This window comes from Blautia sp. 2227st1_G12_2227SCRN_220401 (assembly GCF_039062885.1).
Classification (GTDB): domain Bacteria; phylum Bacillota; class Clostridia; order Lachnospirales; family Lachnospiraceae; genus Blautia_A; species Blautia_A fusiformis.
Window position 1 is genome coordinate 24,604 of the sequence record NZ_JBCLNI010000024.1, and the last position, 26,934, is coordinate 51,537.

Annotated in this window: 27 protein-coding genes and 1 pseudogene; 4 read left to right on the forward strand and 24 right to left on the reverse strand. The window is 43.1% G+C overall.

The window, feature by feature from the left end; genetic code table 11:
* Position 1 precedes the first annotated feature (1 nt).
* The 17 genes and pseudogenes from cobM to ABCM67_RS12225 form a co-directional block, all read right to left on the reverse strand.
* The gene (gene cobM, locus ABCM67_RS12145; protein WP_173745966.1) at positions 2 to 760 is read right to left on the reverse strand and encodes a precorrin-4 C(11)-methyltransferase; all 759 of its coding nucleotides are present in this window, start codon (positions 758 to 760) and stop codon (positions 2 to 4) included.
* A 3-nt stretch (positions 761 to 763) separates the two neighbouring features.
* Positions 764 to 1,465 (reverse strand): precorrin-2 C(20)-methyltransferase, encoded by a 702-nt coding sequence (gene cobI, locus ABCM67_RS12150; RefSeq protein WP_092069119.1) that lies wholly within the window; start codon positions 1,463 to 1,465, stop codon positions 764 to 766.
* A 108-nt stretch (positions 1,466 to 1,573) separates the two neighbouring features.
* Entirely contained in the window at positions 1,574 to 2,791 is a 1,218-nt protein-coding gene (gene cbiD / locus ABCM67_RS12155) for a cobalt-precorrin-5B (C(1))-methyltransferase CbiD (protein ID WP_147603012.1), read from the reverse strand.
* A gap of 19 nt (positions 2,792 to 2,810) precedes the next feature.
* Complete coding sequence (locus ABCM67_RS12160) at positions 2,811 to 4,151, reverse strand: MATE family efflux transporter (RefSeq protein WP_021651731.1); 1,341 nt, start codon at positions 4,149 to 4,151, stop codon at positions 2,811 to 2,813.
* 207 nt (positions 4,152 to 4,358) lie between these two features.
* Positions 4,359 to 4,655 (reverse strand): annotated as a pseudogene (locus ABCM67_RS12165) (AAA family ATPase); the annotation flags it as partial.
* Between the two features lie 177 nt (positions 4,656 to 4,832).
* Positions 4,833 to 5,330, reverse strand: a complete 498-nt coding sequence (locus ABCM67_RS12170; RefSeq protein WP_173745965.1) for a hypothetical protein — start codon at positions 5,328 to 5,330, stop codon at positions 4,833 to 4,835.
* A 3-nt stretch (positions 5,331 to 5,333) separates the two neighbouring features.
* Positions 5,334 to 5,552 (reverse strand): hypothetical protein, encoded by a 219-nt coding sequence (locus tag ABCM67_RS12175; RefSeq protein ID WP_173745964.1) that lies wholly within the window; start codon positions 5,550 to 5,552, stop codon positions 5,334 to 5,336.
* A 14-nt stretch (positions 5,553 to 5,566) separates the two neighbouring features.
* Complete coding sequence (locus ABCM67_RS12180) at positions 5,567 to 5,950, reverse strand: VOC family protein (RefSeq protein WP_173745963.1); 384 nt, start codon at positions 5,948 to 5,950, stop codon at positions 5,567 to 5,569.
* A gap of 215 nt (positions 5,951 to 6,165) precedes the next feature.
* A complete protein-coding gene (locus ABCM67_RS12185) occupies positions 6,166 to 7,041 on the reverse strand; it encodes a beta-1,6-N-acetylglucosaminyltransferase (RefSeq protein WP_173745962.1) in 876 nt (291 codons plus the stop codon).
* Positions 7,038 to 7,967, reverse strand: coding sequence for a glycosyltransferase (locus ABCM67_RS12190; RefSeq protein WP_173745961.1), 930 nt, complete (start codon positions 7,965 to 7,967; stop codon positions 7,038 to 7,040). Before ABCM67_RS12190 ends, ABCM67_RS12185 begins: the two co-directional genes overlap by 4 nt.
* An 11-nt stretch (positions 7,968 to 7,978) precedes the next feature.
* Positions 7,979 to 9,301, reverse strand: a complete 1,323-nt coding sequence (locus tag ABCM67_RS12195) for a DUF6418 domain-containing protein (RefSeq protein ID WP_173745960.1) — start codon at positions 9,299 to 9,301, stop codon at positions 7,979 to 7,981.
* Between the two features lie 7 nt (positions 9,302 to 9,308).
* Complete coding sequence (locus ABCM67_RS12200; protein WP_173745959.1) at positions 9,309 to 10,766, reverse strand: flippase; 1,458 nt, start codon at positions 10,764 to 10,766, stop codon at positions 9,309 to 9,311.
* Positions 10,766 to 11,515, reverse strand: coding sequence for a glycosyltransferase (locus ABCM67_RS12205; RefSeq protein WP_173745958.1), 750 nt, complete (start codon positions 11,513 to 11,515; stop codon positions 10,766 to 10,768). The genes ABCM67_RS12200 and ABCM67_RS12205 overlap by 1 nt, the downstream gene beginning before the upstream one ends.
* Before the next feature lie 82 nt (positions 11,516 to 11,597).
* Complete coding sequence (locus ABCM67_RS12210; protein ID WP_173745957.1) at positions 11,598 to 12,587, reverse strand: glycosyltransferase family 2 protein; 990 nt, start codon at positions 12,585 to 12,587, stop codon at positions 11,598 to 11,600.
* A 191-nt stretch (positions 12,588 to 12,778) separates the two neighbouring features.
* Positions 12,779 to 13,894, reverse strand: coding sequence for a glycosyltransferase (locus ABCM67_RS12215; protein WP_173745956.1), 1,116 nt, complete (start codon positions 13,892 to 13,894; stop codon positions 12,779 to 12,781).
* A 24-nt stretch (positions 13,895 to 13,918) separates the two neighbouring features.
* The gene (locus ABCM67_RS12220; RefSeq protein WP_173745955.1) at positions 13,919 to 14,857 is read right to left on the reverse strand and encodes an NAD-dependent epimerase/dehydratase family protein; all 939 of its coding nucleotides are present in this window, start codon (positions 14,855 to 14,857) and stop codon (positions 13,919 to 13,921) included.
* Between the two features lie 473 nt (positions 14,858 to 15,330).
* Positions 15,331 to 16,512 carry a zinc ribbon domain-containing protein gene (locus ABCM67_RS12225; protein ID WP_173745954.1) on the reverse strand — a complete coding sequence of 394 codons (1,182 nt, stop codon included), beginning with the start codon at positions 16,510 to 16,512 and terminating at the stop codon, positions 15,331 to 15,333.
* Between the two features lie 561 nt (positions 16,513 to 17,073).
* Between ABCM67_RS12225 and ABCM67_RS12230 the strand changes: the two genes are divergently transcribed.
* Positions 17,074 to 17,967: an RluA family pseudouridine synthase gene (locus ABCM67_RS12230; protein WP_342992892.1), complete on the forward strand. Its 894-nt coding sequence runs from the start codon at positions 17,074 to 17,076 to the stop codon at positions 17,965 to 17,967.
* A gap of 60 nt (positions 17,968 to 18,027) precedes the next feature.
* Here ABCM67_RS12230 and ABCM67_RS12235 read toward each other — a convergent pair whose 3' ends face one another.
* The 4 genes from ABCM67_RS12235 to ABCM67_RS12250 all read right to left on the reverse strand — a co-directional run bounded on the left by ABCM67_RS12235 (position 18,028) and on the right by ABCM67_RS12250 (position 21,673).
* Positions 18,028 to 18,792, reverse strand: a complete 765-nt coding sequence (locus tag ABCM67_RS12235; RefSeq protein WP_021651710.1) for a type III pantothenate kinase — start codon at positions 18,790 to 18,792, stop codon at positions 18,028 to 18,030.
* A gap of 19 nt (positions 18,793 to 18,811) precedes the next feature.
* Positions 18,812 to 19,450 carry an ECF transporter S component gene (locus ABCM67_RS12240; RefSeq protein ID WP_059085617.1) on the reverse strand — a complete coding sequence of 213 codons (639 nt, stop codon included), beginning with the start codon at positions 19,448 to 19,450 and terminating at the stop codon, positions 18,812 to 18,814.
* Between the two features lie 154 nt (positions 19,451 to 19,604).
* Positions 19,605 to 20,810 carry a bifunctional phosphopantothenoylcysteine decarboxylase/phosphopantothenate--cysteine ligase CoaBC gene (coaBC, locus tag ABCM67_RS12245; RefSeq protein ID WP_147603024.1) on the reverse strand — a complete coding sequence of 402 codons (1,206 nt, stop codon included), beginning with the start codon at positions 20,808 to 20,810 and terminating at the stop codon, positions 19,605 to 19,607.
* Positions 20,811 to 20,824: 14 nt separating this feature from the next.
* The gene (locus ABCM67_RS12250) at positions 20,825 to 21,673 is read right to left on the reverse strand and encodes a peptidylprolyl isomerase (protein WP_342992893.1); all 849 of its coding nucleotides are present in this window, start codon (positions 21,671 to 21,673) and stop codon (positions 20,825 to 20,827) included.
* A 290-nt stretch (positions 21,674 to 21,963) separates the two neighbouring features.
* On the opposite strand from ABCM67_RS12250, the gene ABCM67_RS12255 reads away from it, so the two are divergent.
* Positions 21,964 to 22,443, forward strand: coding sequence for an S-ribosylhomocysteine lyase (locus ABCM67_RS12255; RefSeq protein ID WP_015524777.1), 480 nt, complete (start codon positions 21,964 to 21,966; stop codon positions 22,441 to 22,443).
* A 192-nt stretch (positions 22,444 to 22,635) separates the two neighbouring features.
* Here the strand turns inward: ABCM67_RS12255 and ABCM67_RS12260 are convergent, their stop codons facing one another.
* The 3 genes from ABCM67_RS12260 to ABCM67_RS12270 form a co-directional block, all read right to left on the reverse strand.
* Positions 22,636 to 23,190, reverse strand: coding sequence for an SH3 domain-containing protein (locus ABCM67_RS12260; protein ID WP_129974831.1), 555 nt, complete (start codon positions 23,188 to 23,190; stop codon positions 22,636 to 22,638).
* Positions 23,191 to 23,281: 91 nt separating this feature from the next.
* Complete coding sequence (locus tag ABCM67_RS12265; RefSeq protein ID WP_147603026.1) at positions 23,282 to 24,286, reverse strand: XdhC/CoxI family protein; 1,005 nt, start codon at positions 24,284 to 24,286, stop codon at positions 23,282 to 23,284.
* Between the two features lie 32 nt (positions 24,287 to 24,318).
* Positions 24,319 to 25,464 carry an aminotransferase class V-fold PLP-dependent enzyme gene (locus tag ABCM67_RS12270; protein WP_147603027.1) on the reverse strand — a complete coding sequence of 382 codons (1,146 nt, stop codon included), beginning with the start codon at positions 25,462 to 25,464 and terminating at the stop codon, positions 24,319 to 24,321.
* Positions 25,465 to 25,544: 80 nt separating this feature from the next.
* Here ABCM67_RS12270 and ABCM67_RS12275 point away from each other — a divergent pair, with 80 nt between their 5' ends.
* Entirely contained in the window at positions 25,545 to 26,759 is a 1,215-nt protein-coding gene (locus ABCM67_RS12275) for a dicarboxylate/amino acid:cation symporter (RefSeq protein WP_147603028.1), read from the forward strand.
* A 68-nt stretch (positions 26,760 to 26,827) separates the two neighbouring features.
* The coding region (locus ABCM67_RS12280; RefSeq protein ID WP_129974604.1) for a MerR family DNA-binding transcriptional regulator at positions 26,828 to 26,934 on the forward strand (107 nt) is incomplete at its 3' end.

Sequence of the window (26,934 nt, forward strand, 5' to 3'; positions counted from 1 at the left end):
TTTATTTCGTAGCCTCACGGAACTCTGTGGTAAAGCTCGGATCATACAGCTTGGATCTGTCATAGCTTGCAGCATTGACCGCATCGCCTACCAGCATAAGCGCTGTTTTTGTGATCTTGTTCTCTTTTGCTGTCTGCGCCAGAGTACCCACTGTACAGATAAACTTCTTCTCATCGGGCCAGGTTGCCTTGTAGACGATGGCAGCCGGTGTATCCTCACGGTATCCGCCCTCCACCAGTCTGCGGCTCAGCTCCTCCAGCATACCTGTACTGAGGAAAATAACCATAGTCGCATTATGAGCGGCAAAGGACTGAATACTCTCTTTTGCCGGCACCGGTGTCCTTCCTTCCATTCTTGTGATGATCACACTCTGGGAAATATCCGGAAGTGTATACTCCAGGTTCAGTGCAGATGCAGCTCCGCAGAAGGCACTGACACCCGGGCAGGAATCATAGGGGATTCCCTTTTCATCCAGGATATCCATCTGCTCACGGATCGCACCATAGATACATGGATCGCCGGTGTGGAGACGAACGGTCATCTTACCCTCAGCCTCTGCTCTCTCCATAACAGAGATCACTTCCTCAAGGGTCATCTTTGCACTGTTATGGATGGTGCACACATCCTTGGAATACTCCAGAAGCTGGGGATTTACAAGAGATCCCGCATAGATGATCACATCTGCCTCTTCCAGATACTGTTTACCTCTTACTGTGATAAGATCCGGTGCTCCCGGACCTGCTCCTACAAAATGTACCATAATCTATTCCTCTCTTCTGTCTTTGTTTTCTTTGATAATGATCAGGGAATAATATCCTGCATCCTCAGGGATCTCCTCCACGGTCCGGTAGATCTTTTCATCCGGCATTCCGCAGTTTTCGATCATCATGGCCTCTGCCCCCTGAGAAAGAAGCTCCGCCTTCACATCCTTCATTTTCTTTCCGGCCTTCATAAGGACCTTGGTACCGGAAAGCTTCAGCGCATCCTCGATCTGATAGGAAGCCGGGATCACGTGAAGAGGCTCTGCCTTCTCCACAAGTCCGGTGTTCAGACGGGCGGAAACTGCACAGAAGGATGTGATGCCACAGACGATCTCCGTCTCATAGCCCTGAGCCACAAGTCTGTGATGGATATAGAGATATGTGGAATACACGGTAGGATCTCCCAGTGTGAGAAATACCACATCTTTCCCCTGGTCCAGGACAGCCTTGACTTTTTCTGCTCCTGCATCGTGATAGCTCTTCAGCACCTCAGGATCCTTGGACATCGGAAAAGGAACTGCAAGAAGCTCCTTCTTTCCAAGCTCCGGATAAGCCCCCTCCACGATCTTAAACGCTACCGTATCCTCCGGAACCTGTCCCGGAAGTGCGATCACCTCTGCCTCCTTTACAAGACGAAGTGCTTTTAAGGTAAGAAGCTCCGGATCTCCCGGTCCTACACCTACACCATATAATTTACCTGCCATATTTCTTTCCTCCTAACTATATTTTCCAGACAGGATAAAACCTGTCTGTTATTTATATCAAATTTTGTCTTGAAATTAAAAAAATTCCATCCGGACCGGGGTTTCCTGTCATGAAATATCATCCACCCCGACTGCCTGCTCCTGTATCTTATGGATCAGCTCCTCTGCATCCCGGGTCTGCCCCAGCAGTCCGTATACATTGGAAAACACCACAGCACCCAGAAGGATCTGCTCATAGGATCTGTGGTCCAGATAAAACTGGATCTTCTCCATGACCACAGCCATAGTCTCTTTCAGGATACCATAGCTGTCAAGAACAGCCAGCGCCTCATCCGTAGTCCCCGCCTCCAGGATCTCTCTGGCACATTCCAGAGAGCCCCCTGCACGGATGGCACTTGCACAGAGAACCTCCATCCTTCCGTCAGCACAGTGGGAATGGGTATTCATGATCCCGGCGGCAACCTTTACAAACTTACCGATATGAGCCACAAAAAGAATGCCCTTTACGCCCATATCAATGGCCATGTCAATGGTCTCTCCTACATAATTGCTGCACTTGATATTGTTCTCAAAGGGAATGGACATATGCTCCCTGAGATAATCCGCACCGTAATTCCCCGGTGTCACCAGGATAAAATCTTCTCCCTGGCAGAAATGCTGCTTCATCTCCACATGGATGCTTTCGATCAGAGCCTTCTCACTCATGGGCTCTACGATCCCGCTGGTTCCAAGTATGGAGATCCCGCCAAGAATGCCAAGACGGGGATTAAAAGTTTTCTTCGCGATCTCCTCCCCCTGAGGGACGGATACGGTAAGCTTCAGACCGCCCTCGTAGTCATATTCCTGGGCCGCCTCTTCGGCTTCCCGCAGGATCATGGCTCTGGGAACCGGATTGATTGCCGCCTCGCCCACGTTCTGGGAAAGTCCCGGCTTGGTGACACGCCCCACACCGACCCCTCCGTCCAGGATGATCTGAGGCCGGGATCTCTCTGTTTTCCGTTCCTCCCCGTCCTGTTCTGCCGCTGAAACAGAAAACTTCTCCGCTTTTACATAGACCAGGATCCCATTGGTGGTATCCGGATCATCCCCTGCATCCTTCTGTACCGCACAGGAGACATAGGTTTCGCCCCGGGTAATATCGTGAAGCTGTAACGTGAGAGTGATCCCCTTTGGGGTATCAAGCTCTACCTCGGAAAGAGTCTCTCCCGAAAGCAGCATCCGGACTGCACCCCTGGCTGCCCCGGCTGCACAGGAACCTGTTGTGTAGCCATAACGGAGGCGCTTGTTGTTTTTTATGACATACTGGTCTTCCAGTCCATTCTTCATATATACGATGCCCTCCTTTTCAGATTACCTTGTGCTCCAGCCATTTACGGCTGTGGAAACGCCAGGTAAAAATGATCCCACGAACAGTCCAGTCTGCAAACATTCCGATCCAGACACCCATAGGCCCGAAGCCCAGGACACGGATCAGGAAAACACAGAGACAGAACCTGCATGCCCACATGGTACAGCAGGAGGTGATCATGGAAAACTTCACATCACCGGCTGCACGAAGACCATACCCCGGCACGAACGCCATTGTCCATACCACAGGCTTTACGATGGTGATCCATGTGATCATGTGGATGCACATTTCTGCACTGGTACTCTCCATTCCGCCAAGGATCGTCACCGGTCTGACCAAAATATACACGATCAGACAGCTTACGATAATAACTGCCTCTGCAATGACGCAGAGTTTTTTTATGTAATAGACCGCCTCATCCTTGCGACCGGCACCAAGACACTGGCCTACGATGGTCATCAGGCCCACACCTACTCCGATGGCTGCGATACCATTCAGGTTCTCAAGGATATTGGTCATTGCCTGCGCTGCAATGGCTGCTGTTCCCAGTGTGGAAACCGTAGACTGGATGGCAAGCTTTCCAAGCTGAAACATACTGTTCTCAATTCCCGAAGGGATCCCAAGTCCCAGGATCCGTCCGATCATGCTCCAGTCCGGTCGGATCTTCAGGTAATCCTTCACAACGACAGGCTGACGATCCTTACGCAGCTGCCAGAGAACAACCACTGCACAGAAAATACGGGAAACCAGTGTGGAGATCGCCGCTCCTGCAACACCAAGGTGGAAAACCCAGATCAGAACCGCGTTTCCGCCAATGTTCATGATATTGGAGATCATGGAGATGGCCATAGGCCCCTTGGTATTCTCCTGGGCACGAAAGATCGAAGCCGCAGAATCATAAGCCGCAATAAAGGGGAATGACAGTGCCGTGAAAAAGAAATAGGTTTCCGATGCACGCATAACATCCGCATCCACCGCACCGAAGATCAGCCTCAAAAGCGGCTTCTGGAAGATCAGACAGACTGCAGACACCACTACAGAGATCGCTGTGATGATAAAAAGCACCTGCCTGGCAGACATATTCGCCTTCTCATAATTCCTCTGTCCGATATACTGGGCGCAGACAATGGCGCCTCCCGCTGCCAGCGCCGAAAAAGCCTGGATCAGAAGCACATTGATGGAATCCACCAACGATACCGCAGAAAGAGCCGCAGATCCCACATTGCTGACCATCATGGTATCTGCGGTTCCCATTATCGAATTCAAAATCTGTTCCAGCACTACCGGCACCAGAAGATTACGGATCATCCGGTTGGTAAACATATGCTGCTGTTCCATTGTTACATCCTCCGCCTCACTTATTTATGACCTGACAAAGCAGAAAAAAACGTCTGTATTTTATCAATCACACTTTCTCTGACATTATACCCTTTTCCCGCTCTTTTTCCAATATATTTTCTGTGTTTTTTGTACAAACTGGAAAATGCCGCAGGCGCGAAACCTGCGGCAGTCTTTGTATTTTGTGTTTTTTATTATACAATTATGTTCCAAAGTCACTCGGATCACATCATACTTGTTAAGATGCTTTTTAAAGTCGGCCTCCCTGCTTATCTGCAATCCAGAAAACATCTGCTCAGAATCTGCGCCTTTGCTATAATACGCAGCCAACATATTAGCTGCATAAGATTTTCCGAACCGGCGCGGCCGACTATTGCAGATATAAGCATTTGTTGTATCAAGAACACTGTTTGTGTACTCGATCAGGCCAGTCTTATCCACATATATTCTGGAGTTAAGAGCAACCTGAAATGCACTGTTGTCCGGGTTCACAAATCTTCCCATGCTATTCAGACTCCTTTCTGAAGCTGTTCCTCAAGCACGAGGTTACAACTCACCTGTTTTATTTTGATTTTATCATTTCACAGAGCAAATAACAAGTTGATGGCTGTTTTACTTCATGCAACATATGCAAGCCCTGCTCGAACAGTACGTTCTTTCCCAGTTCTGTCAACCATTATTTCATTTTGATCTCGCTGTTATACGAACATCTGCTGATCCTTCTTCTGTTGGGGCATTCCTCCAACGCTTCATCGCTCTGTACCTCCGCTGCCGCTCGGCTCCAACACTGATCTTATCTGCCGGTGCTGTACCTGGAAAATACACACCCTTTTTGTACGGAAGATATGAAGTAACAGAGGACCTGGACAGGCCAAGAGCATTTGCAGTTGAAAGGACAGCAGCTTTATGATCCTGTGTTTTTCTGAAATCATCAAAGGTCACCTGCACCTTCTCCGCCATATCCGATACATACACACCAGCCGTGATAAGCAGCTTCCGAACCTTGATCGGGTTCAGACCCAGCTCATCAGCAATGGCCTGCAAAGACATCCCGGCATCATAAAGCACAACAGCAGAATCCATCAGCTCCTTAAGGATCTTCTCGGCATCATACTCCGGCTTTGATTTCCTGCGGCCACCTCCGGGCTTTCTTGGTTTATACGCTCTTTTCTCACCCATAGATCACAAAACCAGCGCATACATTTTGAAGGTCATCTCGCCGCCATCTGTCAGAACATACAGTTCTTTCTTATCAATACTGTTATGCAGCATTTCATCAGAAGGATGGATACCCTTCTTCCAATGTGGAAACGATGGATCCCCCTGCTCCTGGTCGATCAGCTCCCAGTACAGAGATTTTATGTTGTCAAAATCATCTTTTACTGCCTTACGAAATATCATTTGTTCCAATCCTCTTACTCATGCAGCTCCAGCGGCAATCCGTCCGGGTCATGAAAAAATGTCATCTTCTTGCCGGTAAAATCATCCACACGGATCGGCTCACATTCGATTCCGACCTCCGCCAACTCTTTCACCGTCTGCTCCACACTCTCCACACAGAAAGCAAGATGACGCAGACCACAAGCCTCCGGACGGTTCACCCGCTTCGGTGGATTTGGTTCTGCAAAAATCTCCAGCTCCGTGTGTTCATCCACACGCAGATCCAGCTTCCAGTCCCTGCGCTCTGAACGATAGTTTTCTCTGATGATGGAAAAGCCAAGCTTGTTTACGTAGAAATCCTTTGCGGATTCGTAGTTGGATACGATGATTGCGATGTGGTGTATTTTTGATAGGTTCATTTTTCTTGTACTCCTTTTTTTGTTTGTCTTATTTTCGTTATAAACTATATATTAGCATTTAAAATATGCCGTGTAAACTTTCAATTCTCTCTGGAATTCAGTCTACACGGAACTATTTTTTATTTCAGCTATTCTCTCATAATGATATTTATTTTTTCAATCGTAGTAGAAAGTATTCCTTACTTAATTTTACTTTGAATAAAATAGATTCGGTGCTATTTGTACATGTCAAATATCTTATCAACCAATTCTTTTTCTTCTGGTAATGATGTTCCAAATTTCCTGGCAAAAATACAATTAGAATTAACTAATACATTATAGTCCGCGATATTTAAAACAAATGGTGAAGGCCCATTAAATCTAGCATATCTTAAACATTCAGCATACGAATCTCCACTTTCTTTATTAAAGATATTCTCAGCAAAAGCACTATTTCCAATAATTGTCTGTATAAAGATTTCATCGCCACATATTGTTTCTTTAAAGCGATTTTTTGCCCATTCTCCATGATTCAATATATAAGTTGCCGCTTTTCCAGTTATACTAAACCATCCTGGCCCACCATAAAAATGAATTTTCTCATTCTTATATCTTTTATACCTAAACATCATTTCAATTTTTGTGATAATTCTTGATAGCACCCAAAGAATATTTTTCTTTTTCCCAATTTTATCTTGAAAAAACCAATGTAACTCATATCTTTTAGCAATGGAAGGGCTTTCTGCCCAATTCGGTGTAATACCTATAAATTCTTTTCCGTTGTTATTCTCAAAGAATGCCACCATATCTGAATGCTTTTTCAAAGGAAGGTCTACACCAGAAATCAAGTGATAATAATCATGTTGAGTTTTAAGTGCTTCTGCAAGAAGATCTAAAACAATATTTACTTGACTTACTCCTCCCCACGTCACATTTCGAGACGGTATTACTACCAAATGTGCCGAATTTGTGTAAAGAGCATCTTTGTTGATCAACTGCGATTTTTCATCTATATGAATGTATATGTCATTATCCGGATAATCTAACATTCGAATAAGCTTTTCCAATACATATGGCTCATTATGGGCCATAATCAAATAAGCAAATTTCATTCTTTCATCCCCAATCTGACAAGATAGTAATACAAATCACCTAAATACTTTTTAGGTTTCAAATAATATTTTTTCAAAGGCCACAATCTAATCCAGTAAACCAATTTCTTGTCAACAATAAGTTTTTTTCTAAAAGTACACCACTTTGTACAACATTCAATTGTTTTTCTTTTTTGCAAATCCCCATCATATGTACTTAAATACCATTCATTCACTAATGCAGTACGTTCTATCTCATTAACTTTATATTTATATCCATGTGATATATTCTTTGACGCATTAGAATCATGTCTTCTATATTCTATAAATGTCCCTTGATATAAATATAATCTCTGCTGTATCGAGGCAATCGTCCAAAGTAATGCATCATGCGGAGTACCTTCCTTCCATAAAGTTTTAAAAGCAGGCATGATTTCTTTTCGAAAAGCCATTGTACAACCTGGCCTGAGTATTTGATAGTATTTCTCGTCAAATACAATCTTACTTACTATATCTTCCGATTCCGTCCGTACATTTTGTTGAGTAGCCATTTTCCCGCCGTTTTCACTGAAGGCATGATATCCAGATACCAAAAGAAGAATGTCATCATTATTTTCAAACGCAGTTGACATTTTTTCAATTTTATCAAGATGCCATATATCATCCTGATCACATGGGAATATGATATCTCCTGTAGCTGTACTTATTCCATCTGTAAAATTTTTTTCCCATCCTTTGTTTTCTTTATTTACAACTAGTTTCCAATTATTCAACCTATATTTAGAAATATAAGTCTTTATTATCATTTGGCTTGAATCAGTTGAACGATCATCAAATATGAGAAGTTCATCAATAGCTCTAGTTTGTTTTCTCAATGATTCAAGCATCTCCAATAAATATTTAGAGCCATTATAGACTGTCATTATGACAGATGTTTTCATTTGCATATTCTTTCTCCTTAAATCGTTGTTTCTACTTGAGTTCGCCGTCCCAAAACTATTTTTGTGCTTCCAAAAAGAATTATAAAGAGTATCACCATTTTCCAACTCAAAATAATTGAAAGATTTCCAACTCTAAAATATTCATACATTCTTCTATATAATAAAAAACAGAAAAAAAGCATGACTAAATCTTTTCCTTTTAAATAGGTATAAAAAACTGCACATATACTTGCAGTAATATATCCAATGATAAAAGAATATGCAAAAGTAGCAATATACCCCGCATAGCTAAGAGATACTGTTAAAAAGCTTCCTGCAAATTGCACACCACTTCTTAACATATCATAAGCATATGTTGATTTAGTTACCAAATACATCACTCGCCCAATTCCAAAATCACCATTTGTTAACGAGGTTCCGGAAATACCAGCTAAAACTTCTTTACAAATCCAATCAAAGTCAAATGATAATTTTCCTTTTTGAGCTAAAAGATCAATTCCCCAAAAAGTGTGCGATTGAAGTGAAAAAATTCTGTTTAAAAGTGCAGCAAAAGGATCTGTGTTTAATCGTGCATATTGTTTATAACATATTCCTAATAGAATCCCTAAAATCACCAAAGTAATGAGAATATATTTAAAAGGGATTTTTGCTACACGTTTTTCATCAATTTTTTTCTTTATATACGTTCCAATTACAGGAATCGAAAACCAAATTGCATAATCGTATAATCCATAAAATTTATTATCCATTAAAATTTGAATAACCATAATTGAACCAGCTACAGCTAATGATTTATAGTATTCTTTACTTTTTCGCATACTTCTTGAAAATCTTATACCTGACAACAACATTGCAAATGGCATAATAAAATTATGTAATGTACTCGCCAATGGAAGTTTTGAAAATTTAGTATAATAGTCTATTTTATTAACACTACTACTTAATAATGGTATACCAGAAATCATTAAATCAAGGAAAATATATCCGACAGAAATTAAGCATAAATTCCAAATAATACTATCCAATGAGACTCCTGGAATTTCAAATTTAACAGTTTTGTACTGTTTACGTAATATTTTCTTTTGCAAAGTATATGGAAATACCAATGCAAATGGCAACATAAGTAATATGTATCTTATTGCAGCTCCAGTGGTATAAGAATCTCTTAATTGTTCTGTAATATATATACCACTATCAATCCATATAATTGATAATATCCCCCATGCAATTTCAATCAAAAAAATTATCGTGAATGGAAAGGCCAATGAGCACTTATTCCATATCCAGTAGGCATATATGATTAATCCCAATATCGCCAAAGGTATTGTTACAGCCACCATTTTCAATTTATCTCCTTCCCAATATTTTCCTAACTATCAAATTTTTCGCTTCAATCAGCAATTTATTTCTTGTCAAAATCAAAGTTACACCATATATTAAAACAGCTACTAGAATAATTTCTATAAACTGAAAAACAATCGAATTTGTAAATAGAAAATATTTTTTCACCCCTGCGATTCCTATTATCATCAATAAAATACTTAATCCAATACTTCCAACAAAAGATTTATCTTTTGAAATAGAGAAATTTTTCCTAGAATAAAAAATAAGTACAGAAGTAACCGTTACCTCTGACATCACAGATGCAATAATCGCACCATTTTCTGCATACTTCGGAATAAGGCATGTATTAAGTATTGCATTAAGTATTGCTCCAATTATTGTCGCTTTAAGAATATACTTTTCCTGCCCAGATGCCATAAGGATAACATGTCCGAGCAAATACGCTACTGAAAAAACAAAAACCAAACCACTAGAAACTTTCAAAACAGGAATAGAATTCATGTATTGATTTCCAAACAAAATTAGTATAATATACTTTGCAGTCGACATTAAACCAAACGCACATGGCAAGGCTATCAGCAAAATAATATCGAACCCCTTTTCAACAAGCTTATCACTTTCATTTCTCTTATCGTTTTGAATATAATATGCTATTCTAGGATAAAATGTTGCTACAAAAGCAATTACCATTGTATAAATCATTCTGACAATTTTAGTTGCATTAGAATAATATGCAACATTGGAACTACCATGGAAATACTCCAACATGACCGTATCCAGAGCCATATATAGTTCTGTAGCAATCGTAGAAGCTAGTAAGATAAATACTGGTTTGAGATGATGTCTAACATTTAAAATATATCTTTTGAATACAACAAATTTTCTAAGGATTACCATATTAAAAATATAGTTTCCAGCTGTTGCCATACAAAGAATTAGAGCATACTTTAGATAATCTTCTGGTTTTTTAACAAACAAAAGCATGGCTATAAAAGAAACTATCTTTACAACCATACCTCTAGTAGCTATAATTCCATATTCCTCAATTCCTTGATAGAACCAATCAACATTAAAAAAATTAAATACTAGCATTAATCCCATTGTATTAAGTGCTGGTTTCTGGTTTTGAAAATATGGGAACAGATTTACAAAAACATAATACAAAAATATACAAATAGCTGTAGAAACAAAATTTATAGAAAATAACTCAGAAAATGTTTTACTTCGTTTTTCAATGTTTTCTCCGCATTTTGAAATTTCTTTTACACCATAGTTAGGAATTCCAAGTGATGCAATGGTCGTAAAGTAAACAACTATAGTATTAGCATACGATACAAGACCCACTTTTTCAGGTAATAATGTTCGAGCAATATATGTGGTAGTTAAAAGTGGAAAAAGCGCTGTAAATCCTTTGTATGCCGTATTAAATATTGAATTTAACGCAATAGATTTTCTTGCCATTATCTTATACCTCTTGCTTGCAAAAAATCCCTTTTTAATACATGAAGTTCTCTCTTAATATAGTATAGCTCTCGAAGTCCCATTGTTGTTGGCGCACCTTCACAAGTCGTTGCCAGATACTTTACGGTCGCTTTATATCTCTTACTTATTCTATAAAATGTTACATTATAAGAGTGATCTGTTTTTCCTCCAGATAAATGTGTCAAATCAGCATCTACAACATATACTTTATTACCGCGTTCTAATGCTGCCAAGCATCTTTCGACTGCATACATATGCCATCCATTGCACAGTTTCTCTGAAAATGGATACCTTTTAAAGCACTCCGTATAACCACCAAAAAAGCATTCATCAACGGTATCACATTTTTCAATACCTTCTACTTTTCCACTAACTGCTCGTCTCTTGTCCCTTCCCTGTTTTATATTTCCAATTCTCTCTTTAGTTAATGAGCTTCGCCCTACTACGCCTACTATATCGTATAAATCAATTTTCCCAAAGTAATCAATTATGCGTGATAAACTATCATCTGTATTATATATTATATCTTGATGTGAAAAAATTACATATTTTGTGTGGATTTGATCCATGACTGAATTAAATGCCGCACTGCAAGACGAAAATCTTCCATCAGAATTATTAATCCCAATAATTTTCACTTTTTCCGACTGTTCGTTTAATGAGCGAATCATTTCGTTAAAAATTGATTTTTGATTATAACAACATACAATTGTCGCCCTTATTTCCATTAAGCAAACTTCTCCTTCTACTTTTTGATACATTACTTATTATTTAGATTTCGTTTATATTATCATCAAGTGTGAATATACATCAAATAACAGACTTCTGTGTACTTACATAAATTTTATACAAAAATTTATATCCCCCATATGAAAGAAGGGCCGCCACTCTTGCTTTCTTTCTTCCGTATCTATTTTTCAAAACACTATATCTATATTTTTTTATTTCATTCCATAACTCTTCTTGTTGCTGTTTAAATTCGGGACTTTGAATTTGAAATAAAATATTACATAAAACGCTAAAATATCTACATTCTGCCGCCTTTTTTAGCAATGGGTAGTTTACAGTAATAAAATTTCTAAAATCATTCATGTGATTTATAGCATCCATTTTCTGCAAGGAAAAATTTGCCTGAGCAATGCTTGTTTTTCTTTGAAAATAAAAGTAATCAATATTAGGGATAACTGCTATTTTTGTTACCTTTTCCACAAGCAAATATGTAGTAGGAATATCTTCATAAAGCTTTCCGGTAGGATATTCAACCCCTTTGAACAACTCTGCCTTGTATAGCTTTCCCCAAGCTGAAATTTCAACGCCATCCTGGTAAAGAAGTTTTTTATAGAACTCCTCTTTATTTAAAACTTGTACATCATTTATATCAAGTTTTTTTGACTCTGTGATATCATCACCTTCATAATAATCAACAAACCAGCTTGTAGCTATCTCACATTTACTTTCTTGTATTGCAGTCCATAAATTATCTATGAAAAATGGCGAAATAAAATCATCACTATCAATACAAGTGATGTATTCTCCCTGAGCTATTTTTATGCCAACATTCCTTGCATCCGAAAGTCCTCCATTTTTTTTGTGAATAACTTTTATTCGATTATCAGTATTCCTGTAAGCATCACAGATTTTCCCACAACTATCTGGGGATCCATCATCCACTAATATAATCTCCAAATTAGAGTAAGTCTGACATCTTATGCTCTCAACACATCTTCTTAAATATTTTTCAACATTGTATATTGGTACAACAACACTAATCAATGGATTATTATTCAATTTTAAAACCATACCTTTCCTCTGCGTAACAAAGCATAAATATAGAATTTAACTGTTTTATATTGTAGAAATCTCGTGATTTGTCATCAATTGAAGCAATCAACACTACCAACTTGCTGCATAAAAACATTTTATAGCAATACAATTTCGTCAATAACACACTCGAATTTCTTCAATCCTAAATTTACAACACCAACAAAAATTCAATTCATCGAAGCAATTAAACCTTCATAATACTTCAACAGTTCATTTGCCTCAACACTAGAATCGAATCCGGCCGCTTTTACTTCTTCGGTTTTTCCTTTTCTGATAGGTATATTCTTCTTTACAACTTGAAGAATTTCATCAGCCCACTCATCTGGGCTCTTTTCTAGCGAGATAAAGACACCCAAATCATCACACGCACTAGATTCCTTTGGAATTTCTGTTGAAAAAAACATAGGGAGTCCGCAATTTTCTGCTTCTACACCCACAACTGGCAAACCTTCATATAAACTTGGAAGCAGAAAACAATCCATCGCATTATAAAACTGAGGAATGTCTTCTCTTCTTCCCAAGTAAAGGACTTTATCCTTTATCCCATATTCATCGATTTTTGCAATCATTGCTTCACGAAGATTTCCATCGCCAATTATTAATAACTTTGCTTTTGGTTCTTTATTTACCAGTGCATTAAAGATATCAATAATGAAAAGTGTATTCTTTTGTTCTGTCAAACGACCAATATGTCCAATTACAATGTTATCCTCAACACCATATTTTTCCCGAGTTGCATTTCTGAGTTCCTCGTTATACTTATTAGCTTCGGTATTAATAACCGTTTTGAATACTCTAACTTTTCCTTCATCAAATAGCTTATCACCAAACTGCCAACGTCCACAAACTTCACCATTCGCCATGAAGTTAGTTGCGAATAATTTTGAAAATGGTTTCAAAATATTTTTGAGTATTGTTTTCTTATCAGCACTGTGCGCCATAGATATACTTTCACTAATACGAATTGGAATTCCACATTGCCAACCAACAAACATTGAGAACAAATTCATTGTTCCGTTATACGCATGCATGATCTTATAATTATTCTTTTTGCAAATAGTTTTCATCTGGCTCATATTTTTCAAAATGTTCTGATATGGTGCAATTTGATACACTCTGCCCCCCAACTTAGTAATCTCATCTTTTGGAATAGCATTCGAGTCTGTGTCACAGAAAAAATCAAACTGTATTTTTGTTTTATCAATATTTCTATAATACTCCATAACAAGATTCTTTTTCCCGCCGGAATGCATTTTACCCATTATAACTGCAACTCGTTCCATCTTATATCCTCTTAACTCTTATTTTTATAAACCATATTCTTTTTTCATAAAATCCGAAATTCTTTTAATTCCCTCTTCCAACGGAATTGGATTAAGTGCACCATAATATTTTTCATACCGACTAATATCGAGATAATTAACAGGCACATCCACTTTACGTCCCTCTACATAAGAAACGTTCACTTTTATTCCCAACGCTTTCTCAATTGTATCGAGAACTTTCTTGATACTTGTTCCATATCCACAACCAAGATTAAACGTTCTATGCTTACTTTCACCTTTAACAATTTTCATAATTGCTCTAATTGCATCATCTATATAGATGAAGTCACGTACTACAGAACCATCTCCATAAACTGTAATTTCATCTCCTTTAAGCGCCTTATATGTAAAAGTTGTCACTGCTCCCAAAACGCCATTTGGCCTTTGATATGGCCCATACGGATTTGCAAGTCGGATAATACGATAATCTAATCCGTACATATATCTATAAAGATATAGTAATTTTTCTATTGTAATTTTTTGAATTCCATACGAAGATATCGGATTCGTTGCTGTTTTTTCCTTCAGAGGACAATCAGCTTCTCTGCCATATACTGTTCCTCCAGAAGAAATAAACACAACCTTTTTAACACCACATCGAATACATGCCTCAAACAAATTTGCAGAGAAGATAACATTGGATACTAGTTCCTGGGATATATGCTGATTCGAAGTTGTTGGTACTGTCGTGCTCACCAAATGATAAACTATCTCTTGATTTTTAAGAATTGAATCAAAATCCATGTCTACCGTCAAACTCGCTTCTTCAATATGAACATTGTTTAAATTCATATTAATAATCGGATTAAAAAAATCTATATTTCTATCTATTAGTGTTATTTCATCTTTCGTATTCTTAGCTAACTCAATTGTAAGATTAGTTCCAATAAAGCCGGCTGCTCCTAAAAGCAAAATTTTCATACCCCAAACTCCTCTATAACCGAATAATATTCCTTAATAGGCATGAGTCATCAATTTATTTAATTTCATAGTAATAAAAAAGCTACTTGTCTCTTTATGAATTCATTTCCGTATACATTGAGAATTATCACATCGATAACATATATCTTGTACCTATTTCAAATTCATTCCTCTATACCATCCTTACTCTATGGTTCTTATATGAACACAAAAGTAAAATCAAATCTCAGTTTGGCCCAATTATTCATACCTATTTTTTTATTGCCACTGCAAGCACCGCTATCCGTAGCGATTCTTCCACACATTTCACATTTTTATAACTTCGAATACACCCCGCACCACAAAGGCACAGTTCTTCGGCGACGCCTGCGTTGGGCCGCCTGGCGGTATTCAACCGGAAAGGAGGCGTCACTGGCGCTTCCTCTCTTGCTGATTGCTCAGCATTTATATATAAGAGGCATTCCTGCCGCTTATTAACTTGGTTTATTGTTTTTCCGGAAGCTTTCCTGGCATTTGCGGCCCAGGTTTCGGGCGCCGTTCAGGAAGCGGTTGACCTGATGGCCGTTCTGGCAAATGAATACGCTACCCTGTTTTTTTCCGGTGGCTCCGCAGATGGAACATTGCTTTTCTGTTCCGTCGGCGCGCAGCTCAAGTACCAGGATTCCTTCTGCCCAGGCTTTGTATTTCAGATAATTCCGGATGCGGATACTTAAGTGAAGGGGCGAATAATTGCCGCTTCTGTACATGGATATCCTGGAAAAATCTTCATTATACTCCGGCAGTACCAGTATCCCGGTGTGATTTTCCTTGCAGAAATCCATGATCTCCTTGCTGACCTGATGTGCATAATGTTCATTCAGGTGCTTGAGATGCATGTAATATTTCCTGTTTGGCTGACTGACGTTGTCTTTATCGGTAAATGCCCTGGATGCTTCTACTTTTTTCATCAAAGCTTTGCAATGATGTCGGTATGCATTTCCACCTCTGCAGTTTTTTACAGCCAGCTGCCTGGATTCTTCATCCAGAACTGTGCATACTGCAAAGCTGTCCGTATTGGTAAAGCGGACGCTGCATACTCTAGCGCCTTCCTGCATTCGTTCCTTTGCTGTCCGGGCATCGGAGTTCTCCTGCTTGACAGGTACATGGAACATGAGCCATTTTTCCTCATGGACCAGTGTTGGTGAAAGGATCGCCGCTTCCTTGGGGAAGGGACGTCCTGTAAGTCCACAGGATACCCAGATCCATTTCTTTCCGTTCCAGAGCTTCAGCACTACGGAGGTGTCTGTCAGGTCTCTGTACATTCCCTTGAAAAAGGTGATATTGGCATCGATCTTTTCGGGGAAGCTTTCAGCGCTTGCAGCGGTCTTTACTGCCATTGCAGCTTTGTTCATGGCAGATCTCCGAAAGTAAACGGGGAGCTTTCCGCCTGGCGGGATGTACTTTGGTTCTCTTCCGTCTCTTCCGGGAACAGTGAGTTTTTCCAGATGTCCCTGGATGGTCAGCAGATTTTCGGCCCAGAGCTCTTCTCTTTCTTTCAGGAGCTCATAGTAAAAGGCTACGGCTTCCCGATACAGGGCTTCGGTTGTTTCGATCATCTGCTTTTCCGGACAAAAGAGCCGCATTTTCCATGTTTTGATACTGTATCCTGTTTTCATGGCATCTCTTTCTGCTGTCAGGTATCGCTTAATATCTTCATTAGCGAAAAAGAGCTTGAAACACTGTTAAATGCTGTTTTTTTCGGCACAGTTGACCACGATTTTGACCACTAATAATTGGAAAGAAAAAGGAAAAAAGCTTGAAAAGTATTGATTTTACGCGGATTTACGCAAGAAAAAAGTGACCACTTTTTGTGACCACTAATGTTAGATTTCGATGATTATCAGACTGTTTATTTACTTTTTGATAGAAAACTGCTGCATATGATGCTTAAAAAACGACATTATTAGCATGCTTCATGTCTTTGGCACGCCTTGACAAAGGAAAATATCAATGGTATTCTTACATATGGCTGTAAAATATATCTTTTTTGGTCTGTGACTAATGAAGATAATAAGCGACACAAATCCCATAATCCACGAGCTGTCCAAGTATGTTTCCTCTTGTACCAGCTCTTTTTTTATGCCTATTCGACATTTCCCTCCCCAAATGCTATACTATACCCGCAGGCCGCGTGATCTGGCTTTTGGCCTGCTAAATTTCAGAAAAGGATTTTTTCTATGGAGAGAATTATTACCTATACGATCTCAACCGGGGATTCCGGGGAAAATGTTCTTGGATTTCTTCGGAAGAAGGGGTTTTCCAAACATATATTGACTACTATGAAGCGGGCGGAGCAGGCAATCCTGCTGAACGGGCAGCCGGCTTTTGGCAGAACGGTCCTGAGGGAGGGGGATGTTCTTCGGATCCTTGTTCCGGAAGAGACCGGGGACGGAGCGGAGCCTTCTATTATTCCGGTGCCGCTGCCTTTGGATATCCTGTATGAGGATGAGGATATCCTTGTGCTGAACAAGCCTGCTGATATGCCTGTGCATCCCTCTGCCGGGAACTACGAGAATACGCTTGCCAACGGTGTTGCCTGGTATTATAAGCAGCAGGGGAAGGCTTTTGTCTACCGCTGCATCAACCGGCTGGACAGGGATACCACCGGGGTGCTGGTGCTGGCCAAGAATCCTCTGAGCGGGGCTCTTCTCTCCGCCCAGATGAAGCAACGCCAGATCCGGCGTACCTATCTTGCACTTACTGACGGGATCCCGCCGGAAAGGGGGACGATCTCCGCTCCTGTTGCCAGAATGGATGCTTCTGTGATCACAAGGGAGGTTAATTTTGAGCGAGGGGAGGCTGCCGTGACTCATTATGAGCGTCTTGCGGTCAGCAACGGATATGCTCTTGTGGAGCTGCATCTGGATACGGGGCGGACTCATCAGATCCGGGTGCATATGAAGTATATCGGCTGTCCGCTGCCGGGGGATTTTCTGTATCATCCGGTTTTTGACCGGATCGGACGCCAGGCCCTGCATTCCTTCCAGCTGGAATTTGCACACCCCATCACCGGGGAGCCTATGTGTTTCCTGGCACCTGTGCCTGAGGATTTCCGCAGAGCATTTGCGTAATAAAAAAATCAGCTGTCCGGTAGGTATTTCCTGCACCGGCAGCTGATTTTTTTGTTGTTTTTATTTATTTTTTTTGTAGATCACAAGGAGTCCCTTGAGCAGAAGATCCTCATCCAGAATAATTTCTTTCTTACAGTGAGAAATGATTTTTTTTGCAAGACCGCCTGTTGCAATCACGGTTGTTTTCTCACCAAGCTCTTCTTCCACCCGGTCTATGATCCCGTCGATGGCTGCTGCGTTGCTGTAGAGCACGCCGCTTTTCATGCATTCGATGGTATTGCGCCCGATCACATGCTTCGGGGCATCGATGCTGATCCCGCTGAGCTGGGATGCTCTGGCTGTCAGTGCATCCAGGGATATTCCGATGCCAGGAAGGATCATTCCGCCAATGTATTGCTTTTTGCTGTTGACAACCGACACTGTAGTGGCAGTTCCCATATCGATCACAATAAACGGAACCGGATATTCATTTAATCCTGCCACAGCGTCTGCCACAAGATCCGCGCCCAGCTGTCCGGGGTTGTCCATCATGATGTTCAGACCTGTTTTTACTCCTGGTCCCAGGACCATGACTTCTTTTTTGAGGATCTTTTCTGCTGCCAGCTTGGCAATGTTGGTGATCTGCGGGACTACAGATGAAATGATACAGCCTTCTATGTCTGCCTTTTTGATGTGGTAGATTTCCAGTAAGGTTTTCAGATCTACGGCATATTCCAGTTCTGTTTTTGTTCTTACGGTAGCAAGTCTCTCGATGAAATATGTTTTTTGGTCATCGATGCAGCCCACAACTATGTTGGTATTTCCAATATCAATTGCTAATATCATAATTTTATTTTCCCTGTCTTTATGCTTTTGTCTTCTCACGGCTGATCTGTGCGGATGGGATCAGATGTGCCTTGGAAAGTGCAGCTCCCACTGCTCCTGTGATCACTGTGGAGGAAATCATTTCGCATACTGCATTGATCCCTACCATGAGACAGCAGCCGATGATGATGTTATGACCGCCCATCAGATTTTTTACATAATCGGTATTTCCGAACAGTCCTACAAGTGCTGCCATGAAGAACAGGGTATTCAGGAATGCGGAAAAGAATCCGGTTACTGCACATGCCACATAGGTATTGCTGACTTTTCGCATGCCTTTAAAAATATATCCGAGGCAGATACCGTCCAGAAGACGTGGGATGAAGCGCTGGATAAAGGCAAATACCGGATTGATACCGAAAAGCACAACTCCCATTGCGCTGGAGCCGCCTACTCCGATGCACTGGAGAAAGCTGGTCAGGCCGAAGATCGCACCTGCCACGGCTCCTCCTACGGGTCCGAGGACGACTGCACTGATGGCTACCGGGATCACGTTAAAGGAAATGGCCAGTGGCCCGATGTTCAGATATCCCAGTGGTGTGTAGGCCATCAGCAGAAGGATCGCTGCCATCAGGCCCAGTAACGTAAGCTGCGCTGTTGTAAATCTGTTGTTTTTCATTTCTTCTCCTCCTTGTTACCGTTCCGCTCTGTGAATATTTCCGGAAATACAGCATTTCCCGGCGTTTTCTGCGGATACAATACGGTGATGGAAAGCGGTGATCTTTTTGTTCCGCTTTTCGTTGTTAAAACCGGTTCCCTGACCGGCTCTGTAGCTATGCTTCTGCCTTTGTGGTAAGCAGAAGGATCTTATCCAGGATCTTTAACGCTGCATCCTCCTTGCTCATAAGCGGGAGGGACACTTCTTCATCCTGTGTGATAAGAGTCAGGACATTGGTATCTCCCTGGAATCCGGCGCCCTCTACCTTCAGGTTGTTGGCTGCCACCATATCCAGGTTTTTCTTCTCAAGCTTGGCTCTGGAATTACGGAGCATGTCTCTGGTCTCCATGGAAAATCCGCAGAGGAACTGACCCTGCTTCTTGTGCTGGCCCAGATATTTCAGAATGTCGTCTGTCCTCTCAAGCTCTATGGAAGCCTGATCGTCTTTTTTCTTAACCTTGTCTTCGCTGACCTGCTTCGGACGGTAGTCTGCCACTGCGGCAGCCTTGATGATGATATCCTGTTCATCACTTAAGCCGGTCACTGCCTCGAACATATCTCTGGCGGATGTCACAGGTACGACCTTCACAAAAAGGGGCGGCTCAATGGCAGTAGGTCCGCTTACCAGCGTAACCTCCGCTCCTCTGAGCATAGCCATTTTTGCAATGGCGTATCCCATCTTTCCGGATGAATGGTTGGTGAGACAGCGGACCGGGTCGATGGCCTCCTGGGTAGGTCCTGCCGTTACCAGGAGCTTTTTGCCGGCAAGGTCTTTCTGGAAGGCGGCTTCCTTCAGGATATATTCCAGAAGGGTTTCCGGCTCCGGCATTTTTCCGGCTCCGGTGTCCCCGCATGCCAGGTAGCCACTGGCCGGTGTGATCACCTCATATCCGTAGTTTTTCAGCTTCCGGATATTGTCCTGCACCACGGGATTCTCATACATGGCGGTATTCATGGCCGGTGCAAGGATCTTCTGACACCTGCAGGCCATTACCGTAGTGGTGAGCATATCGTCCGCAAGGCCGTTGGCCAGCTTTCCGATCACGTTTGCACTGGCTGGTGCGATCATCACAACATCTGCCTTCTTGGCAATGGATACGTGCTCTACCTGGAACTGAAAGTTCCGGTCAAAGGTATCCACCAGGCATTTATTCCCGGTCAGTGTTTCAAATGTGATCGGATTGATAAAGTTCGTTGCATTCTCTGTCATCAGTACATGGACATCTGCATGAAGCTTATGTAATGCACTTGCCAGATATGCGATCTTGTATGCAGCAATACTTCCTGTGATGCCAAGAAGCACTGTTTTCCCTTTCAGCATCCTTCTCCCTCCTGTCAGTCAACCATACGGATACTCTCGATCACCGGCTGCTGATCCTTTGCAATGGTTCCGTTGCCGTCTGTCGGCTTGGCATCCTTGCAGATCTGATCTACAATGTCCATCCCGGAGGTCACGTGTCCGAATGCAGCATAGTCGCCATCCAGATGTGTGGAATCGGACTGTACGATAAAAAACTGAGAGCTTGCGCTGTCCGGATCTGTGCTGCGGGCCATGGAAATGGTTCCTCTTACATGAGAAATATCGTTCTTCACTCCATTGCTGGAAAATTCGCCCTTGATGGTATCCTCTGCTCCGCCGGTTCCGTCTCCGTTTGGATCTCCGCCCTGGATCATAAATCCGTCAATGATCCGGTGGAAGGTCAGACCGTCATAAAAATTGTCCTGTACCAGCTTTACAAAATTTGTGACTGTGATGGGTGCGGTGTCTGCATCCAGCTCTACATCGATCTCGCCATAATCCTTTACGATGATGGCAGCATGATGGGTTCCTGTCAGCTGCTGGCTGGTATCGATCACAGTTGTTCCTGCCATTTGTGCATCCTCGGAACCATCGGAAAATTCTCCGTCTGCGCTGTCTGTATCCTCTGTACTGTCTGCGGAGCTGTCTGCAGAAGCTTCGGTTTCATGTGAGGTGTCCTCTGCATCACCGGAAGCCTCCTGATCATCGGCGCTTTCTTCATGGTCTGAAAAGCCTGCCGCCTCAGCCTCCTCCTCGGATACTGCATTGGCTGCTGTCTCTTCATCTACGCCTGTCTGTCCTTCTGAGGTTTCTTTCTCCAGAGATTCTTCCTTCTGGTCTGCTTTGTCAGAAGTACTGTCTGTGCTTCCGCATCCGGAAAGCATTCCTGCGGTAAGAGCTGTCGCAAATAATACGGCTAAAACCTTACGTTTCATATTTATAAGTCCTCCTTATCAGATCCCGAAAACGCCTGTTCCGGCATTTTCAGGTGAGCTTTTCACTCTCCCCCTGTAAGCTTTTCTCAGTTTAACATCATCTTTTCATAAAGTCAACTTTGCACGGAACCAGGTGCAGGATTCCCTTTGTTTTGCCTTGTATCTCTTCCGGTTCTCTGCTAAAATCATGTATGGAGCTTATTATGGGCTCCGTACATATAAGAAAGTGAGGAATCAACATGGAAAAGATCACAAGTTTTACCATTGACCATATCAAGCTTCAGCCTGGCGTATACGTTTCACGTAAGGATCCGGTTGGAGATCAGGTGATCACTACCTTCGATATCCGTATGACTTCTCCCAATGAGGAGCCTGTTATGAACACAGCCGAGCTTCACGCCATGGAGCATCTGGCAGCTACCTTCCTGCGGAACCATAAGGAGTTTGGCCCGAAGGTCATTTACTGGGGTCCTATGGGCTGCCGTACCGGAAATTATCTTCTTCTTAACGGGGATTATGAATCCAGAGATATCGTTCCGCTGATGATCGAGATGTTTGAATTTATCCGCGATTTTGAGGGTGAGATCCCGGGAGCTTCTCCCAAGGACTGCGGAAATTATCTGGATATGAACCTTGGCATGGCAAAATATCTGGCAAAGAAATTCCTGAACGAGGTTCTCTACGATATCAAGCCGGACCGTCTTGTTTATCCGGAATGATCTGCGGGTACGATCCGCTGGCATGATCCTTGTGTTCTGAACGGACTATATGCCGAAACAAAAAAACAGGCTACCTGTATCGATGTTCTTTCATCGGATACAGTTGCCTGTTTTTTATTATATCAAGGAGATATCTGCAATTAAAGCAGGATCAGGATTTCCCTGATCTGGTCAAAGCCTGTAGTCTGTGCTCTACTGTGCTGCTTCTGTGGTAGTATCTTCTGCGGTAGTATCTGCTGCCACTGCGCCCACCGGCGGTGTTGTGCTGACATAATCACCGGATGCGTAGCAGGTCTGGCCATTATAATCCACACGAATCCATCCATTGTCACAGACACCGGTACACTTCAGGGATTCTCCGGAAAGGACACCTGCCACAAATTCTGCCTCTGCGTTGGCGTCAGAACGTAAATTCACACCCTCCACTGCATAGTAAGTAGCATCCTGTGCCTGTACGTTAATGCCGCTTGGGGTCTGCTCCGTAGCTGCTGTCTGTGCTGCGGGATCTGTTGCCGCTGCTGCTCCGTCTGCCGTGGAATCCGCTGCCGCTGCTGTTCCGTCTGCTGTGGAATCTGCTGCCGCTGCTTCTGGTGTAGGTGTTGCAGTTGCCTTCGGCTTCTCTGTGGGCTCCGGCGTCGGTGTGGAATCTACTACTGTTACCACTGCATCGGTTCCTTCCTCATATCCACAGCCCTGTGCAAGGAAAGCCGCGCCTATTATCAAAGCCATAATACATTTTTTCTTCATGTTATCTGATTCCTCCTTATACGCCGGTAAAAAATTCTCTGCGTCCAATATACACGATTCTGCAATATTATGCAAGTCCTGGCCGGTTCTTTCACATATTTACCGGCTCAAAAAGCACCCGGACAGTTCCGCCGCAGATCATTCCCAGATCTCCTGCCCCCTGTCCCAGCTCGTAAACCTTTGTTTCCGTATTTCGGATATTTACTGCGTGTTTTCCGGCTTCAAACTCCACTTTTCCGCCGCCGATGCTTCCTGCCGTGCTTCCGTCCCGGAATACGAACATCTTGCTCCCAGTTCCTCTTGGTGAGGAGCCCTTCTTCTCGATGATCGTGACCATGGTTCCCGGTGTCCTGCGGCGTACTGCTGCCTCCACCTCCTCATCACAGTAGGTGCGGAAATGCCGGTTCTTTTCCTGCACGATCTCTGCCATGATGCTCACGGCGATCTCAGCCGGCATCTGTCCTCCGATGGGAAGTCCGATGGGGGCATGGATCTGATCCAGCTGTTCCTCCATAAAGCCCTCTTTCAGGAGCTTTTCCCTGGTGATCCGCACCTTTGTCCTGCTTCCGATCATTCCGAAATATGCAAAGGGTCTCTTAAGGATCGCTCTTGCACAGGCGGAATCTCCCAGATGGCCTCGTGTCACCACTACATAGTAGGCATTTTCATAGGGAGGGATCCTGTCGGACAGGGTATCAAAATCTCCAAAGATTCTCTCATCTACCATGGGAAATCTTTCCTCCGTCACAAATTCCTCCCGGTCATCCATGACTGTTACATGAAAGCCCAGCATCCTGCCGATCTCTGCTACCGGAAGAGAAACATGGCCGCCACCCAGTATGATCAGCCTGGGATTCTTCTCGTAGGTTTCCACAAATATCTCCCGGTCTCCGTTTTTCACAACGCCGGTTTCCACAGCTGCTTCCACGGAAGCCTTCAGGAATTCTTCTGCTTCTTTATTTCTTTCTGCTCCCTCCGGATAAAAAAAGCTGTTTTCTTCCAAAAGATATTTCAGCCCGGCATCCTTTCCGTTCAGAAGGATTCCTGTTTTTACACGCCCTCTTTTTTCTACCACATCATATATTGTCTGATACATTCTCTGTGTCCTTTCTGTCCGTCTTTCGCTGTTTATTCCGCGGCAAGCTCCTTTACCGCCCCGACAGCAGTGTCCACCTCTTCTTCCGTATTAAAATAAGAAAAGCTGAAGCGGACGGCTCCTGTTTTTTCGGTTCCCAGTGCTTTGTGCATCAGCGGTGCACAGTGGCCGCCGGCTCTTACACTGATCCCGTACTCTTCATCAAGGACCATGGCCACCTCTGCCGAGTCCATCCCTGCAATATTCAGAGTCACCACAGGGGAGCGTTCTTCCCTGGAAAAATCCCCGTACAGGGTGACTCCCGGAATTTCCTTTACCTGGTCATAAAAACGCCACATCAGCTGCTGCTCTCTTTTTCGGATCTGTTCTGTTCCAATTTCGGTAATCCAGCTGATGGCTGCGCCAAGACCTGCGATCCCGTGACTGTTCAGGGTGCCTGCCTCCAGTGTCTCCGGCATATCCTGCGGATGCTCTCTCTGAAAGGTGAGGACGCCGCTTCCGCCTACCTTCAGAGGCTCCACAGATACCCCCGGCCGGACACAGATGGCGCCTGTGCCCTGTGGGCCCATAAGGCCCTTATGTCCGGAAAAGCAAAGAATATCTATATGATCTTTTTTCATAGAAATCGGAAATACTCCTGCTGTCTGAGCAGCATCCACAATAAAAAGCTTCTGGTGCTTCTGTGCGATCTCACCGATGGCATGGATATCATTGAGATTTCCTGTCAGATTGGAAGCGTGGGTACAGACGATCACCTTCGTCTCCGGACGGATGGCTGCTTCAAGCTCCGTAAGGGAGATCCGTCCCTTGCGGTCTGCCGGCAGGATCGTAAGCTTCATGCCCTTTTTTTCCAGGCGGTACAGCGGACGGAGCACACTGTTGTGATCCATCTCCGTACAGATCGCATGGATAGTTCCCTCCTCTGGATGAAGTGTTCCCTGCAGGGCGATATTGAGCGCTTCCGTGTCATTGGATGTAAAGGCCACACATTCCGGTCCCCATACGTCAAACATCTCTGCGATCTGGCATCTTGTATTAAAAATAAGCCTTGAGGCTGCCATTGCTTCGCCGCTGCTGCCCCTTCCGCTGTTTCCTGCATGCTGCATTGCTTCCACCACAGCACGCAGCACACAGTCCGGCTTATGAAAGCTTGTAGCCGCGTTATCCAGATAAATCATTTGACCCTCCTTGTGATTTTTATCAAATACCTTTATAATAAACTCTGGCTTTATTTTATACTATCCGAGGAGGTTTTCCAATGAAAAAAACATCTTTTTTCAACAGTCTGCCATTTAAGCTGTTGGTCGCCGTGATCCTGGGGATCATAGCCGGGCTTATCCTGAACCGGTACAGCACCAACGGAATCTCCATGGCAGTTCTTAATATCACAGTTACTATCAAGTACATTCTGGGCCAGCTCATTACCTTCTGCGTGCCGCTGATCGTGCTGGGATTTATCGCTCCGTCCATTACCAGGCTTGGCAAAAATGCTTCGCTGATGCTGGGTGTTGCGGTTGTCCTCGCTTACGGCTCCTCTGTTGGCGCAGCGCTTTTTTCCACAGCCTCTGGCTTTCTCATCATTCCACATCTGTCCATCCATTCCTATGCTGCAGGACTGAAGCGGCTGCCGGAGGTGATCTTTGAGCTGGAGATCCCGCAGATCATGTCCGTTATGAGTGCTCTTGTTTTTGCAATGATGCTGGGACTTGCTGCCACCTGGACAAAGGCAAAGCTGATCACTGGGCTCCTGGATGAATTTCAGAAAATCGTTCTTTCTCTGGTGGCTCGGATTATCATCCCCATTCTTCCGTTATTTATCGGCACTACCTTCTGCGGCCTTGCCTACGAGGGAACCATCACCAGACAGCTGCCTGTTTTTCTGAAGATCATCGTACTGGTGCTTGCCGGGCATTTTCTCTGGATGGCTCTTCTTTACATCCTTGCAGGAATCTATTCTGGAGAAAATCCTCTGGAGGTTGTCCGCCATTATGGTCCTGCCTATCTGACTGCCGTAGGGACCATGTCATCTGCAGCCACACTGGCCGTTGCACTGCAGTGTGCCTCCAAGGCAAAACCTCTCCGCAAGGATCTGGTCAGCTTCGGGATCCCTCTGTTTGCAAACATCCATCTCTGTGGTTCCGTTCTGACAGAGGTTTTCTTCTGTATGGCGATTTCGAAGATCCTGTACGGTTCCGTTCCAACGCCGGGTACCATGGTTCTGTTCTGCCTTCTTCTGGGTATCTTTGCCATCGGAGCTCCCGGTGTTCCCGGCGGAACCGTCATGGCATCCCTTGGCATCATCACCGGGATACTGAAATTCGACAGCTCCGGCACTGCACTGATGCTTACCATCTTTGCACTGCAGGACAGCTTCGGAACTGCATGCAACGTGACCGGCGACGGTGCACTGACACTGATGCTTACCGGCTATGCAAAGCGCCATCATATTGAGGAGGATGATATAAGTAACTAAATATATTGCAAAAAGATATTAAATGTGTTTAAATATACTTATGGAGGTATATTATGGACACATCAAATATCACAAATTATAAACCAAAAGATTTTGCGGAATTATTAGGTGTTTCTGTAAAAACGCTTCAGAGATGGGACAGAGAGGGAATCTTAAAAGCAAACCGAACTCCAAC